Genomic DNA, 15,531 nt, shown 5'->3' with positions numbered 1-15,531 from the left:
TTTTATTGTTGTGAAGTTGAATGTTTGAAGTATTGATATTGGCCGTCGCGCTGAGTATGGACGCCTTTGCGGTAGCGGTTGGACTTGGCGCTAAAAAGCAAGATAGTTTGCGTAAAGTTGCTGTGATGTGTGCGATTTATTTCGGTGTATTTCAGGGGGCGATGCCGCTAATTGGGTACTTGGGTGGTGCAGGTTTACTGAGCTGGATAGGTGGTTTTAAACAGTCGATTGCATTTGTAATACTCTGTGGAATTGGCGCAAAGATGGTATACGAAGGAGCTGACTCTGAGGAGAAGGCTGAATTTAAACAGTTAACACAAAAAGTTATGTGCTTATTGGCTATTGCTACTAGTATTGATGCGATGGCTGCTGGGTTTACTTTAAACTTAATGTCGGTAGACCCTTTTATTGCCTGTTTAGTCATAGGTTTAATTACCGCTGTGTTTAGTTATTTAGGCGTTTTGGTTGGTAATAAGTCTGGCACTTGGTTAGAAAGCAAAGCTGAATTGCTCGGTGGCGTGGTATTAATTTTGATTGGATTTAAGTTTTTGCTTTTTTAACCTATAAAAACTTTTCTTGTTTTAACTTAAACTTCACTTGTTGTTTCACTAGTCAATATGACCATGTCCATTTTATTGTCATTTTTGAGTGCTTTAATTGTCATAAATGAACAAATAAAAAGCTTATGATGAAGAGATTACTAGGGTTAACTTTAATGCTTCTTGCAGGATGTAGCTCCAAGCAACCCAAACTATCGAATGAGGAAGTTCAAGTCGGTGTGCGACCATACTATTTACTTGAACAACTACCAGATTCTGAACTAAAGAGCCGACTTAGCGCGTGTGAAGCTTCGAGCATTAAAAAGACTGACTTTTCTATAGGCCACCGAGGCGCGCCTTTGCAATTTCCTGAGCATACAAAAGAGTCATATATAGCAGCAGCTAGAATGGGGGCTGGCATATTAGAGTGCGATGTGGCATTTACCAAAGACGAAGCCCTAGTATGCCGTCATTCTCAGTGCGATCTGCATACCACGACAAACATATTAGCTATGCCTGAACTTGCAAATAAATGCCGTATTCCTTTTCGAGCAGGTGATATCAATAAAGGCATTAAGGCTCAGGTCCAGTGCTGTACTTCAGATTTAACTCTAGACGAATTTTTGCAACTTAAAGGCAAGATGGATGGTGCCAACGAGTTTGCTAGAACAAAACAAGAGTATATGCAGGGTACACCTATGTGGCGCACTGATTTATATGCAGCAAATGGTACATTAATGACGCACAAACAAAGTATTGCGTTATTCCAACAGCTTGGCGTGAAAATGACGCCTGAGCTTAAAACACCACAAGTTGAGATGCCATTCAACGGCTTTACACAGCAAGACTATGCGAGAAAACTGATTGCTGAATATAAGCAGGCTGGTGTGCCGGAGAAGGATGTGTTTCCTCAATCGTTTTTACTCTCAGACGTACAATATTGGATAAAACATCACTCAGAGTATGCACAGCAGGTAGTTTATCTAGATGATAGCTATGAAATTACTGGATTTGATCACAATGAACCGAGCACTTGGCAACATACAATGGCTGAGCTTAAAACAATGGGAGTGAATATCATAGCGCCACCGCTTTGGATGCTAGTTACTATCAGTGAAGAAGGAACACTCGCGCAATCAACTTATGCAATAGAAGCAAGAAAAGCGGGATTAAAAATCATAGCCTGGTCACTAGAAAGATCTGGACCGCTTACTCATGGTGGTGGATTTTATTATCAATCAGTGAAAGAGCTAATTAAAAATGATGGATTTACGTTAACGCTCTTAGATTTTCTTGCCCAAGAGGTGGGCGTAATCGGTGTATTCAGTGATTGGCCTGCAACGACAACGTTTTATGATAACTGTGTAAATTAATTTGAATAAAAACTACACAATTTATTGTTTTTTGTGTAGCTTTATTCTGTACATATCAGACAACAAGGAATAATTATGAAAAGTTTTACACTGAGTGCCTCATTAATCGCGATGATTTTTTTAGCTGGCTGTAATTCTACTAGTAAAAACCTTCAGGCTAACAATGAAGAAATAGATGAAGAAAATATGGTGTGTTACACAGAGCCAAAGTTGGGTAGTCGATTTGTGAAGAAAGAATGTATCACAAAAGAGGAAGATGCTTATCGTAGAGCTTTTGCTGAGCGAGATGCTGAGAGATACGAAAGAACAACTGCTACTCGTGGCGGGGCTGGCACAAGAAGTGGTAAGTGATAAAATACTTAACTAATAGAAGCCCCAGAAATCATCTAGGGCTTTTTTTATGCTTTAGAAATTGTACTTGAATTTCGCGTACATCTGGCGACCAAGTGCGTTGTGAGTTTTATTATCAATACCCATAGATTCAGATGGTGCTTGTGGTGCCTCTTCATTCATTAAATTTGCTGCACCAGCAGTTAAGATTAGATTATCAAAACCTGTGTAGCTTACTGAGGCATCCAACGTGGTCCAAGAGTCAATCTTAAATTTGTTACCTTTTGCATCAGCTAGGTCGTTATAAGCGTCGATATGACTGAAACTTAGCGTAGTGAGTACGTTATCTAATTCCCAATCAATGCTTGCAGTCCATCTGAACTGAGGATGCTGATATTCACCGTTCAGATCTTCAGCTGCAATTGAGGTGTTACCATTTTCATCACTTTCAAAAGATTGCTCTTCGAAGTTCAGTGCATAACTAAGTTTATAGTCAAATTTGAAGAAACCCATGTCTTTGGTATCAAGCTTATAAGCAAGGTTTAAATCAAAGCCATCTGTCTCACGACCACCAATGTTCACGAAGGTATCATAAATAGTTTGAATACGACCTGGTGTGCTGCCTTCATTGGGACCACGTACAACAAGGTTTGCATCGGTACCACAACAGTCAACTAGCTTTTGCGCACCAATTTTCTTGATAAGATCTTCTTGGTCGTAGTTCCAATAGTCCACGCCTACAGAAAAGTCTTCCGTCGCTTGCCAAACCACACCTAAGTTATAGTTGGTCGATGTTTCAGGTTGAAGGTTTTTGTTACCAGCAACGACCGCGGTGTACTCGTAAGGTTCACAGTCAAGTTCGGAGCCCGTGATTTTACAGCGCTCTTTGTCGATGACGCTTGGAGACTCGTCAGTACGACCTAAGTGAAGTTGAACCAGAGAAGGTGCTCTAAATGCTGTACCCCATGAACCACGAACAACTAAATCTTCAGAAGGCGCCCAGCGGAAAGCAACTTTAGGATCTGTGGTGTTACCAAAGTCACTGTAGTTTTCATAACGAAGTGCTAATTGTAGTTCTAATGTTTCAAGTACTGGCACACTAAATTCAGCAAATAGGGCGGTGTTATCGCGATCACCGTTAGCCTGTGTTGCTTCCGTACCAAAAATCTCACCGCGTAGGTACTGGCTATCTGGGTTATCTTCGATTTTCTCGTATCGGTGTTCTAAACCAAACGCCGCAGCCACTGCACCTGCTTCAAGTTCAAATACTTCGCCTGATACAGTCGCATCAAAAGACTGCATGCTTGAGCTACCATATCGTGTTGTTGTTGTCTCAATGAAAGCTAAACCTTCAGGGGTATTGGTACTTGGTTCAAACGGATTCCAATAACCTTTATCGATCGCTTCTTGAGCGCGTAACTTGTTCGGGAAGCCATCAAAGCCTTTTTCTACTGCACTTGAACGAATGGCTGAATAAGCTGTTTCCCAATCCCATTCGTTGAACGAACCACGGGCGCCGATCACAGCACGATAATACTCAGAGTCCACGTCTTTCTTACGGTTGCCAATATCATATGTACGACGACGCATTGAAATATCAACACCATGTAGGAAATGATCAGCGTCATTGGCAAGTGGATGATTTGGGTTATCGCCGCTCATGAATAACTCGGTAAAGCTTGGACTACCAGCACCTTGAATGAATGTAGAAGCGTGTTGCGCTGAAAACTCCATGAAACCTTCAATGTCATCGGTAATTTCTTGTACGCCGTTGTAGTTAAAGCTAATACGCTCAGTTGAAGGCACTAGGCTCATATGTGGTGCATAGTCATAGCGGCAAATATCGCCAATGATCAAAGATTCATCACATTTGTCTTGACCCCAAACATCAGCAAAGATGGTTTGTTTTACAGGAGTACCGTCATCGGCAATACTCTTCGTTGGTAGGGCATTCCATTGTGCGTCAGTTAGCATGCTTCTAACGACTTCGATACTACCCGGGATGCCAGAAGAGCTCAGCGAGTTATTACCGCCACGGAAACGTTGATCGGCTGTTGAGGCATAATCACGGTCTGCATAGAACACATCGCCGCGCTTGAAATAGTCTAAAGAGAAGTTGTGATAACCCTTATCACTGGTAGAGCCCCAAAGTAGCGTGAAGTTTTGCTCTTCACCACCGCCGTCAGCGGTATCTGAAATTTTGCCTGCGACTTCAAATCCATCGATGTCATCACGCATGATAATATTGATTACCCCTGCTACGGCATCAGAGCCGTAGGTTGCAGACGCACCATCTTTAAGAATGTCGATGCGTTTTACTGCTGAAACGGGAATGGTATTTAAATCTACGAAAGAGGTTTCGATGTCTTTTGCGAATGGGCTAACAGCAACACGGCGACCATTAATTAATACCAATGTTGACGAAGCACCTAAGCCTCGAAGTGCAACACTTGAACCACCGTTCGCCGTATCATCACTTGAGTTACCCTGGGTACTAAAAGTACCCGCCCCAGAAACTGGTAACTTTTGTAATGCGCCAATTAAATCCGTTGAGCCCGTCGCAGCGAGATCTGCTGCAGAAAGAGACTGGACTGGTGAAGGGCCTTCCATATCAGTACGTTTAATATGTGAGCCGGTGACTTCAATACGCTCTACTTCTTCGTTATTTTCAGTAGCAAGTACCGAGGTTGAATTAGCAACGATTACAGCCATTGCGACCGCAGATAGTTTATTGATTACTTTCATATTTTCCCTGTTAATCTATGTTGTCATTGTTATGGTGAGATGTTTTTTTAACATACTGATAACCTATTGTGAATAGTCTCACTGGTTATATTTGAAACAATATATGGCTGTTGTTACATTTTGCATTAATGTACCCATTGAGTTTTATGAAATATTCCTAAATTGGTGACAATTTAAGTAAAATTAATTACTTACAAATTAATACATTTTTTAAAGTGCAGTTTTATGAGCTTCAATGTAAGTTTCTAATTGAGGAATTTAACCTAAATAAGGAACATTTAAATGCGTACCCTCTCACTATTTATTTTTTGTATCATGTTAACTGCCTGTGGTGGCAGTAGTGGTAAAAAACAGACTGCTGACTCACAACCAGTGAGTCAAAATAAAGCCCCTCAAGTCAGTATCTCAGGTGGTTCGGAAGCGTCTTCTCTAACAGCAATTAGGCTAAAGACATCTATTTCTGACCCAGAAAATGAAAGCGTCACAGTTAAGTGGACTAGTTCATTAAGTGGTGTGACTTTTAAAGACTCGTCAAACACGGGAGTGTTAGTTCAATTTCCTGCTGTTACAACAGATCAAGAAGTGACACTTACTCTTGAAGTGACAGACAGTGCCGATAATAAAGTAAAGAAAACTTTCATCGTTATGGTGAAAGCTTCTAGTAATCAAGTTGATATTGATTTACAAGATAATTATGAATTTTTCTCTGGTGACCTAGTTAAAATCACAGCACAATTTTCTTCACGTGAAGAAATAATTGATATTGAATGGCAAACAGATGAGTTAGACCTTGCTAACAAACAAGTTACAACGCAAGAATCTAATAACAGTGGTACTTCAGTCGTGACATTTACAGCGCCGACGTTATCTAGCGAGTACTCCTATAATTTGAACTTTGTCGTAACGACAGATCATGATGAATATCGACAGCCTTTTAAGCTAACTATACTGCCGAAAAGCGAAGTGGGTCTAACGGTGAATCTTGATGCAAGTTATGCGCTGAACGAGCAAGACTATTTATTGATAGAGCCAAAAATTCAATCATCTGAGCGCATTACTTCTTATCAATGGCGCTGGTTAGATACTTCGTTAGGAGAACTGGTTAATGCCAAGAATAAGACTGTGACTATCAAAGCGAATGAAGTATCTGATGATACCAGTGCAACATTAGTACTCGATGTTGAAGCTCAAAGCGGCGAAAAGAAGTCTGTTCAAACTGAAGTTAAAGTAAATAATGTCGTGCAAGTCGGTAAGCTCTCGTTATCGGTGAACAGAGCTTATGCTGCACCGGGGCAAGAAGTGGTGGTGAGCGTTGATACAGACAGTGCTGATGACATTCAGTCTTTTGAGTGGGTAATTGACGAAGAAATTTTTAAACAAAAAGAAGAGTCGGCGACCAAGCTTTCGTTGGTCATGCCGTCGCAAAATACTTCGTTAGTAAGTACCTTGGTGCAATACAAAGTCACTTTTAAAAATGGGCTAGAAGCCCAAAAAAATGCTGTATTTGCTTTGCTCAGTGAATCTGCGACCAAAGCGACATTAGATATAGAGCAGCCAAGTGAATTGCCACAACTATTTAAAAACGAGCCGCTGACTTTCAATGCTTTAGCAGTTGATAAAGCTGGGGTGTTAGACAGTGTCTCTATTGATTTATCAAGCTTAAGCTATACGGAGTTAGACACCGCGACGGTGATTCGGGATGGCTTAAACTTATCATTTACTCTTAATGCTAAAGACATTTTGATTGATAGAAAATTACTGCTAAAAGTAGTGATGCAAGCGGGCACTGTTTCGACCACAGAGTTAGTATCAATTAACTTAAATAAGAGCAATTTAAAATTATTTGCTGGTACCGAAAAAACCTATATTGCGGGGAGTGACTATTACGTCTTTGGTTATGGTAAAGATCGCTTAAGCAATTCTGCAGTAATAATGAATTGGTCAACGAATAATGATGATCTAACAATTGAAACTCTGAGCTCGACAGTTGCGAAAATTACTAATAATGCAACTAGCAGCTTTCCTGTTGTGACACTCAGTGCACAGGATAGTGAAAATCAATTGATACAAGCCGATTTAAAAACCAAGATGACATCTCGAATTTATGACAAAGGTGAACGCTACACCTGTTATTTCAGAGCCGACGAAGTATCATGTCGAGATAATTTAAATTCCTTGCTTGACGTCGGAGAGCTAGCTGCCCTTGTTAAAAAGGGTGTAACCAAGGGGGAGTTTGTTTGCTTACTCAATAATGATGATCAAGTGAGTTGTCATGGCGAGGGGCCCTTATCTGTACTTGAAGTACCAGAAAGAGCGGGTGTGGCTAACATTGTTGCCGTGAGTAATTCAGATATGTGCGCGCAATATAGTTCAGGTAATTGGCACTGTTGGGGCGAACAGGCAGATTATTTCAATAACTTGTTTGTAGAAAAAGGTCATATTGATAATCTAATTGGTACGCAACAGGGCATGTGTTTAGTTAACTCAGGTTACATTGAGTGTTATAACGACAAAAGTGAACTGATTTATCAAGACAAAAGCAGTTTTGTAAAGTCACTAGAGTTTGTAAATATATTAAACAAAGTGTGTTACACAACCGAACGCTCATCATTAAGAACATGCCCTGATGAAATTAACTAATTAACTTTCAAAAAAAGAGCCTAAAAGGCTCTTTTTTGTTTTATTAGGGCGTGTTTGTCTTTGAGGTATGGTTTTAATCTAATCAAAGGCTTTCAATGCGGCCTAAGCGCAAACGTCTTTGAAAAGTTGCTTTGCTAACTTTATTAATGTTTCTGCTTCTGGGTGGGTATTAGCAAATGTGCGCAAGCCATAAATACCCATTACAAAATATCGCCCTCTACATTCTGCTGAACGTGAATCAGAAATATCGCCCTCATTTTGTGCGCGAGCAAATTTGTCGGTGATTGCTGACTGCCATGCTTCTAGTTGCTGGCTTATTAAGGTTTGTACTTCGTCATCCTGTTCGGCCAATTCATTGAGTGCCTTTGTGAGTAAGCAGGCTTTGCTGCTATCACAGCTTAAGCACTCTTCAACAATATGTTCTAAATAGGTTTCTAGACCTTGTTTACTTGAGTCGCTATTGATGAAAAAAGCACAAAATTCATCGCTTCTGTCTTGGTTATATTGCGAAATAGCAGCCAGCAGTAAGCCTCTCTTATTCTCGAAAGCACAGTAGATAGACCCAGGGTGCAGACCGGTTGCTTGTTTTAGATCTTGCATACTGGTTTTAGTGTAACCTTTATTTAAAAAGGCCTGCATGGCAGCTCGAAGTACTGCAACTTTGTCGAATTCGGCACTACGCATTGTATTTATCTTGAAGTGTTGATGAGGCAAGTTTAAATCAATTTGAATGTTTGTTCAAAAAAGTTCTTGAACGATCATTCAAATAGGGCTATCTTGAATAAACGTTCAAGAATGTACTTAAAGAGAAATTCCATGACTGACAACCTATTTCAACCATTTGCATTAAACAGCACCATAGAGCTAAAGAATCGCATTTTAATGGCACCGCTTACGCGTTGTATGGCTGACGATAATTTAGTGCCGACTCAAGCGATGGCTGACTATTATGCGCGTCGAGCTGGTGCAGGCCTTATCATCACTGAAGCGACACAAATTCGCGCTGACGGTCAAGGTTATCCAAATACTCCGGGTTTGTTCACACCTGAACAAATCAATGGCTGGCGTGTTGTCACTGACGCAGTACACAAAAATGGCGGAAAAATTTTTGCACAAATTTGGCACACAGGGCGAGTATCACACCCATATTTTTACGAAGGCAATGAGGTACTTGCGCCAAGTGCGGTTAAAGTTGAAGGTACTGTGCCGAGAATGCGTGACCTTGAATACCAAACCCCAACCCCTATGACGCAAGCGCAGATCCAACAAATGGCAGAAGATTTTGCACAAGCTGCATCGAATGCCATTGACGCTGGTTTTGATGGTGTAGAGATCCATGGTGCTAATGGCTATTTGGTTGATCAATTCTTACATTACTCAAGTAATACCCGTGAAGATGAGTTTGGCCAGACACCAGAGAATATGGCTCGTTTTCCACTACAAGTTGTAGATGCAATTAGTGACCGAATTGGTGCAGACAGAACCGCGTTACGTGTTTCTCCTGGGGCATATTTTAATATGGAAGCAGACAGCAGAGACAAACTTGTGTTTGATTACTTGTTAGATCAATTGGCTGAACGCCAACTAGCTTATTTGCATGTGGGTATCTTCGATGATGCCATGAAATTCGACTATTTAGGTGGTACAGTAAGTCATTATATTCGAAAGAATTACCCACATACGCTGGTGGGTGTGGGTGGTTTTTCTGCAGAGACAGGAAGCCATGCAATAGCTGATAATAAATTCGATTTACTGGCGATTGGTCGCCCTTTCATTGCCAACCCTGATTATGTTGAGCGTGTTCAATCAGGTGAAGCGGTGGTTGAATACTCAGAAGAAATGCTAACACAATTAGTTTAAACGCTGAGGTTTTAGCACACTAACAAAAGTTTCCCGATTAAAAATTCACTTAGACCAAAGTGCTTACTCTTTAGTAAGCACTTTTTTGTGTTTTTACTTAATTTATTTACTTTATCTTTTGTAATTCAAATCGACCGGCAACAGTTAATCCTGTTATTTTTTTCCCTTCGAATTTAAAAACAAACTCATTGCCAGAAACAGCACTGATGAATTTCGAGGTGTTTTCCGGCACGAGTCGGGACGGCATAACGTCCCCCGGATTTTGAATTGTCACTTTGCCATCATTCACGCTAATTTTAGAGATGAAGTCGCCGTTATAACCAATGTCAGTGAGTAGCAGGTATTCCCCTTTATAGGCGTCTAATTGCTGGGGGTTTAATGTGACTGGCTGAATGACAGTTTGCTCTAAGAATGTAACATCATAATGCTTAGATAATGTTGCCATAATTTCGTTATTTAGTGTATTTGCGTTGTCACCGTTGGACATCACGACAAAAGCATCGCCTTTATTTACTAACGCTTTAAAGTCATTTGTGAAGCCAAGGTTTTTTCCACCGTGTCCGAATGCAAGTTGTCCATCAACGTCCATTAATGCAGGGCCTAGGCCCCAATCATTTTTATGTTTGGTAAACATGGCTTGTACGGTTTCTTTTTGCAAAATACCATCTTTCTTACCCTTCATAATGGCTTGCATATGAGAGGCATACTTTAAAATATCAGTTGGGGTTGTCCAAAGACCAGCCGCTGGTTTTTCAGGGTAATCATTGAATACAGCTGAATGCATATTGCCATCACCATCAAATGCGGCACTGGCTCGTTTCTTAAGATCATTTGGTAATATATGTGCGTAGGTGCTGTTCAGCATCCCCATAGGTTTAAGAATGTTTGCATCGGTAAACTCAGCAAATGTCTGTCCGCTAATTTGCTCTACCAGTAACTGCATAACCGTGTAGCCACCTCCAGAGTACCGCCATTCAGAACCTGGCGTTAACACAACTTCGACTTTAGCCGTGTTACCTTTACCATGTAAGACATCGATAGTTGAGGGAATTTTATTACCTGTTGAATAGCCCGGAAACCCGTGCACTGATAGCCCTGCGGTATGAGTGAGTAGCTGTCTAAGGGTGACAGGCGTTTTTTTAGATAGCTTAGCACCAGTTAATTGATAACCTCTTAGGTATTTATTTACATCTTCGTCTAAAGACAGTTTACCTTGCTCAACCAATTTTAAAGCAGCTAACGCACCTATGGGCTTACTAATTGAGCCTGCCTGAAACAACGTATGCTCATTTACTGGTTGTTTTGTATTACTGTTAGTAATGCCAAAGCCTTTAGCCCAAATAATCTCACCATTTTTTAATACTGCGATGCTTAAACCTGGCACATTCTCTTCAGTCATTCTCTGAATCAAGCTAGTCTTTGATTGCGCTTCTCCTGCAATGATAATGCTTTTTTGAATATGCTGTTCGATTGTGTCAGCAGCATGGGTTGGTTGGCTAATCGTACCTAATACGAGTATCAAACTGCTAGCAATTGCAATATTAATAGCTTTCCTTATAAACATATTGGTTCCTCAATTATTCGATTTAGGTGGAGTCTAATATTTAAGCTATCAGAGTTGTTGATTGGTGACTACTGTCTTGAATTGCTTATTTACAAATAAAAACGGCGAGTGCTAACTCGCCGTTGAACTTCTAATTTATTTAAAATGTAAGCCAAGCAAGTTTTAATCTATCGAAAAAACCATTTGTATGTATGAGTTGCTTTATTCCCTCTAAAAACGATTGATGTATAAAATCGCTAGAAGCTAGGCCTTTTACTTTTTTATAGCTCTTTTTGAGTCCTTTTAAGTCATTTTGAACATCTCCAATATAAGGAGTTCCAGCGAATTGATATAAAGAAGACATGAGCTCTAAGCATTTAAGAATGTGAAGCTCAGATTCTATAAGCTCATTTTTATCAATAAAGTTAAATTCTTCCGGGTAAATTTTCTTTGTATTTATCCATTCCATTGCGTGCTGCCAAACAAGTAGATTGTGAAGTGTATTATCAGGAGTTGTTTCTTTGGCTTCTTCTAATATGACCGTGGCATCTGCATGTTTGCCAAGCATTAATAAACAAATAGCGTATTGATATAGACAGGACATTGGGACGATGCTGCGATCGGATAAGTCATTCATAAATGCAGCAACATTATAATAGTGTTGGCGCTGCATATATAAATCTATAATACGACCAATTAATGTACCGTCTTGATGTATTCTATGTTTGTGCAGTTCGATAAGTTTGATGTTTGGCACAGTGTTTTTGTCTTGCCAATAATCAACTAAACCACAAAATGCGCCAGACCAAATCTTATCAGAGCTGATTTTTTGCATTTTTTCTAAAAGTGTATCCACTACTTTAGAAGGGTAAGACTCGATAAATTTGTCAGCCCAGAAATAGGCTTGCATTTGAGAGCATTGGGTCAATGATGATTCTAATACATCGATGAGCTGAAGTTTATCAGTATGTTTACTCAAAGCATTAAAGGCGTGTTGGATAGTGCCATACATCTCACAGTCAGTATTGGTTAATTGTTCGAATGTTTTTCTCGCATATTCAATTTGACCTAGTTGACAAAGGACATTTACTTTTCTTGCCAGAGCAAAGCTGACAATTGAGAACTGTTCGTAGTTTTCAAGACAATGTAATGCGACTTCAAATTCTGATAAATCAATTAATCTATCAATATAAGTAAGCACAATGTATTCATCGCTTGGTGCTAATTTATAAGCTCTTTCTAATAGGGCTGTGGCCTTGCTTGCATCACCAAACTCTAATATTTGCTCGGCAGCAACACATAAATGCTCAGGCGAGTGAGGGTTTAATTCTATTTGTCTATTAGCTGCTTTGATTATTTTGTGCTCATAGCTTTTATCTAAAGTTAAAAAGCTACGATACAATTCATAAATCCTTTGCCAAGTTTTGTTATGATCAGCTTGGTTTTTTATTGCGTTCCAAAGTGTCTGTGCAGCAAGCTCTTGTTTTCCTGTTTGAGCTAAAAAGTCAGCTTTAGATTCAGCTAAAGTTAGAGGTAATTGCTCTCCCCAAGGTGTACTTTCAAGTAACTTGATTGCGTCGTTGAATCGTCCATTGTTTGTTAATAAGTCCGCTAGCTGCTTAAGACTTTCTTCATTCATTGGATCATGTTCTAAACCTTGCTTCAAATAATTTTCTTTTTCAGAAATTTGATTTGTAGCATAAGCTGCAAAACGCCAACTTGCAGCAATATGAGGCTGAGATTTGATCAATTCTGATGCGAGCTCTGCCAAACGATCATGATATCCAAGCTCTGCAGATGTTTTCTTGAGCATTCCCCATGGCCAAGTATAGTTAGTATGAAGTCTGATAGCCGTAATTAGGTGACTGTGCGCATCTTCTGCAAAGCCTAGTTTGTATGCGTAGTCAGCATAGAAACCATGGAGGATCCCATCTTGTCCATTATGCTTTAGACCATTTTTTATTACTTCAAAGGCGAGTTCAATTTTGCCTTGTTTTTCATATAAATCTGCTAAATTTTTTGACACCCTATCCCAAGCTGGGTTGATTGAAAGCGCTTTAATGTTACTCTCGATTGCAGCTTCAATATTTCCTTCAGCTAACTCTAAATCAGCTTGTTCAGTGTAAAGTCGAGGAACAAGAGGTAGCTTTAATTGACCGAGATTTAAAACTTCAAATGCTTTGTCTGCATCATTGAATTTACTATAGAACTGGCTAGCAATACAGTAGGTAGACCAGTCGTTCGAATAGTCATTAAGTAAAGTATTAATAAAGTCTTCTAAATCACATTTGGCTGCGATATTTTGGGCTTCATTCCAATAGTGCCAGATACCCGTTTCCATAGAGTGTTGATTTGAAAGCTCATTTCTAACAAAGTCTAGATGTTCTTCTTTTAATTCGATACTGGTTGCTGTGACATCTAATATCCAAAGTGCTGTTTCATTGTCTACATCTTTCGTAAGCACCTTCTTTGCAAGCTGGATAGCACTAGGAAAGTCTTCATTAAAGAAATAACATCTAGCAAGCTGCGCTTCTTGATAAGAGCCGTTTAACATATCATTTGCTGTTTTTGCTTGCTCAAGGGCTTCTTTATAGTCATTTAATTCAACAAGAGTATTAATTAAAGTCTTTCTTAAATGCCAGTTTTCTGGTCTCTTTAATAAAATTCGTTCCAATTGAAGTTTCAGATAGGATGGACTTGAGTGCCAATCAGTTAAGTAAAAGTAAACATCAGGAACCTCTGAATATTTTGAAACGAGTAACTCTAGCTCAGAGTTTAACTTTTCTTGTCTTCCTAGTTTATTTAAGCTTCTGAAATAGTTATTGGCGGCAGAAAACAATAATGGTGTATCAATAAAGATTTCTTTAAAGCAAGAAGATGCTTTTTCTAATAGCCCTTGCATTTCATAAAGTCGTGCTTTTAAATTTAGGTATACGGTTTTTGAAAGAAATTCTTTTTTGTTATCAAGCAATTTTCTTAGAGATTCTAAATCACCGATATCTGCCAAGGCGTTAGCTAAAGTACTTATAAGCTGAGTGTCACTGGGGTGTAGTATCAAAGATGATTTTAGTACTTTAATACCTTCTTGTTCTCTATTAAATGTACACATGGATCTATATAAAGAGATTGATGGCAAAGGGGATTGTGACTGATACTTATTGACTCTTTTTTGCAGCCACTCAATGGCTAGTTGCGATTTACCTAAAATATTGGCTGTTTTGAAATAGCTTTCAACATATTCAGTATCGGTATCATCCATATTATGGCTAATAAAAAAGCAATCATTGGCTTTTTGGAATGCCTGCTTTTGCCAATAATATTGGCCAAGCGTGTTAAATACTGAAGGGCTTTTATAACCATATCGTTTAAGTATTTTGAGTTGTTCTGCTAACAGGATTGGCTGTTCATTTGTTTTGCTGAGTTCATTAAATAAAACTTCACTTAAAGTCAGATTAAACTGATCTTTTAAATTGCTACTAAGCCAATTAATGGCCTCCTGACGACTTTGTAAGTCACGGATATAGTAATATTTTGAGTTAAGTAGAACTGTCTCATGAGGTGCAATCTTTAATAATTGCTCTGTTGTTTTCTGGATTTCCAAAAGGTCGTTATAAAAACAAGCAAGGTTTCTTTTGGCAACTAAAGTGAGTCGATGATCGTTAGATAAAGCACTCATTTCATTAACAGCACTCAGCATCTCATCGGTATTATTTGCAATTTTGGCTAGTTCATACTTGTCATAGATTGGAAATAAGTGACTACATGTAGTTTGAATGAAGCTAAGAGAATCTTTCTTTTCATTTGGAACAAATGCTATGCACCTTGCGCCAGTAAATACTTCTTTTTCTATGGTTTCTTGTATGAGCATCTCTTGCATTGCTGTACTACTAGGGTCCATGATAAACATAGTACCGTGTCGTAAGTTATAACCCATTACGACTTGCATGTGAGCATTAAAACCATCTGTAGTGACGAGTGCAAACGGAATATTACAATCTATTAAATTTACTAAAATAGATTTTTCTAATTCAAACTCGACAAAATCAAAGCCATTGTTTCTTAACCATTGCCTTTCTTTAGTGCTATGCGTTCCATCAAAACAGATTTCATTTGCTATAGCTTGAGAGTCAATTGGTATACCATAAAAGTGGCATATTGCAGACATTGATGTGGGTGCACAAGTGAGGTGTTTTTGTCTGATAAATGGAACGTCAAGTTTTTTAATTGCTGAGTCTATCTTTGAGGTGCTGTCATCAAAACTATCAATGTTCTCGCATACTTTTTGCCAATAAAAAAGTTTACTCTTTTCAAGAAGTGCCTTCCCCTCAGCTAGTTTTCCTTGATTTAAGAGGCATTGCCCCTTCAATACTTTGAACGTTTTTCGCGATTGTTTGTCATCATCAAACTTCAAAGATTCATATTGTGATAAAGCATAGTTACAGTTTTCCCAATCCAACAAATCCGCCAAGGAGCTTGCACACTCCAGCCAAAGACTCGCAGA

9 protein-coding genes are annotated in these 15,531 nt (G+C 39.2%); 5 read left to right on the top strand and 4 right to left on the bottom strand.

What is annotated here, in order from left to right; genetic code table 11:
* Positions 1-20: 20 nt before the first annotated feature.
* The 3 genes from ABMY35_RS20535 to ABMY35_RS20525 all read left to right on the top strand — a co-directional run bounded on the left by ABMY35_RS20535 (position 21) and on the right by ABMY35_RS20525 (position 2,263).
* Positions 21-560: a manganese efflux pump MntP family protein gene (locus ABMY35_RS20535; RefSeq protein WP_349287929.1), complete on the top strand. Its 540-nt coding sequence runs from the start codon at positions 21-23 to the stop codon at positions 558-560.
* A gap of 155 nt (positions 561-715) precedes the next feature.
* Positions 716-1,912, top strand: coding sequence for a glycerophosphodiester phosphodiesterase family protein (locus ABMY35_RS20530; RefSeq protein ID WP_349287951.1), 1,197 nt, complete (start codon positions 716-718; stop codon positions 1,910-1,912).
* Positions 1,913-1,987: 75 nt separating this feature from the next.
* Positions 1,988-2,263: a hypothetical protein gene (locus ABMY35_RS20525; RefSeq protein ID WP_138481394.1), complete on the top strand. Its 276-nt coding sequence runs from the start codon at positions 1,988-1,990 to the stop codon at positions 2,261-2,263.
* Positions 2,264-2,317: 54 nt separating this feature from the next.
* Here ABMY35_RS20525 and ABMY35_RS20520 read toward each other — a convergent pair whose 3' ends face one another.
* Positions 2,318-4,987 carry a TonB-dependent receptor gene (locus tag ABMY35_RS20520; protein ID WP_349287928.1) on the bottom strand — a complete coding sequence of 890 codons (2,670 nt, stop codon included), beginning with the start codon at positions 4,985-4,987 and terminating at the stop codon, positions 2,318-2,320.
* A 282-nt stretch (positions 4,988-5,269) separates the two neighbouring features.
* Between ABMY35_RS20520 and ABMY35_RS20515 the strand changes: the two genes are divergently transcribed.
* Complete coding sequence (locus tag ABMY35_RS20515) at positions 5,270-7,627, top strand: hypothetical protein (RefSeq protein ID WP_349287927.1); 2,358 nt, start codon at positions 5,270-5,272, stop codon at positions 7,625-7,627.
* A 102-nt stretch (positions 7,628-7,729) separates the two neighbouring features.
* Here the strand turns inward: ABMY35_RS20515 and ABMY35_RS20510 are convergent, their stop codons facing one another.
* Positions 7,730-8,311 (bottom strand): TetR/AcrR family transcriptional regulator, encoded by a 582-nt coding sequence (locus tag ABMY35_RS20510; RefSeq protein WP_349287926.1) that lies wholly within the window; start codon positions 8,309-8,311, stop codon positions 7,730-7,732.
* 132 nt (positions 8,312-8,443) lie between these two features.
* Here ABMY35_RS20510 and ABMY35_RS20505 point away from each other — a divergent pair, with 132 nt between their 5' ends.
* Positions 8,444-9,487 carry an alkene reductase gene (locus ABMY35_RS20505; RefSeq protein WP_349287925.1) on the top strand — a complete coding sequence of 348 codons (1,044 nt, stop codon included), beginning with the start codon at positions 8,444-8,446 and terminating at the stop codon, positions 9,485-9,487.
* A 106-nt stretch (positions 9,488-9,593) separates the two neighbouring features.
* Here the strand turns inward: ABMY35_RS20505 and ABMY35_RS20500 are convergent, their stop codons facing one another.
* Together ABMY35_RS20500 and ABMY35_RS20495 are read right to left on the bottom strand one after the other, a co-directional pair.
* Positions 9,594-11,051 (bottom strand): serine hydrolase domain-containing protein, encoded by a 1,458-nt coding sequence (locus tag ABMY35_RS20500; protein ID WP_349287924.1) that lies wholly within the window; start codon positions 11,049-11,051, stop codon positions 9,594-9,596.
* Positions 11,052-11,190: 139 nt separating this feature from the next.
* Positions 11,191-15,498, bottom strand: a complete 4,308-nt coding sequence (locus ABMY35_RS20495) for a C39 family peptidase (RefSeq protein ID WP_349287923.1) — start codon at positions 15,496-15,498, stop codon at positions 11,191-11,193.
* Between the last annotated feature and the right edge of the window lie 33 nt (positions 15,499-15,531).

This window comes from Pseudoalteromonas sp. BZB3, from assembly GCF_040104455.1.
Lineage (GTDB): Bacteria > Pseudomonadota > Gammaproteobacteria > Enterobacterales > Alteromonadaceae > Pseudoalteromonas.
This window is presented reverse-complemented; position numbering and strand designations above follow the sequence as displayed.

What these genes read in the sequence shown, in the direction of transcription:
- ABMY35_RS20510 (WP_349287926.1), bottom strand. Translation starts at nt 8,311, where the DNA reads ATGCGTAGTGCCGAATTCGACAAAGTTGCAGTACTTCGAGCTGCCATG.
- ABMY35_RS20500 (WP_349287924.1), bottom strand. Translation starts at nt 11,051, where the DNA reads ATGTTTATAAGGAAAGCTATTAATATTGCAATTGCTAGCAGTTTGATA.
- ABMY35_RS20515 (WP_349287927.1), top strand. Translation starts at nt 5,270, where the DNA reads ATGCGTACCCTCTCACTATTTATTTTTTGTATCATGTTAACTGCCTGT.
- ABMY35_RS20520 (WP_349287928.1), bottom strand. Translation starts at nt 4,987, where the DNA reads ATGAAAGTAATCAATAAACTATCTGCGGTCGCAATGGCTGTAATCGTT.
- ABMY35_RS20535 (WP_349287929.1), top strand. Translation starts at nt 21, where the DNA reads ATGTTTGAAGTATTGATATTGGCCGTCGCGCTGAGTATGGACGCCTTT.
- ABMY35_RS20530 (WP_349287951.1), top strand. Translation starts at nt 716, where the DNA reads ATGCTTCTTGCAGGATGTAGCTCCAAGCAACCCAAACTATCGAATGAG.
- ABMY35_RS20505 (WP_349287925.1), top strand. Translation starts at nt 8,444, where the DNA reads ATGACTGACAACCTATTTCAACCATTTGCATTAAACAGCACCATAGAG.
- ABMY35_RS20525 (WP_138481394.1), top strand. Translation starts at nt 1,988, where the DNA reads ATGAAAAGTTTTACACTGAGTGCCTCATTAATCGCGATGATTTTTTTA.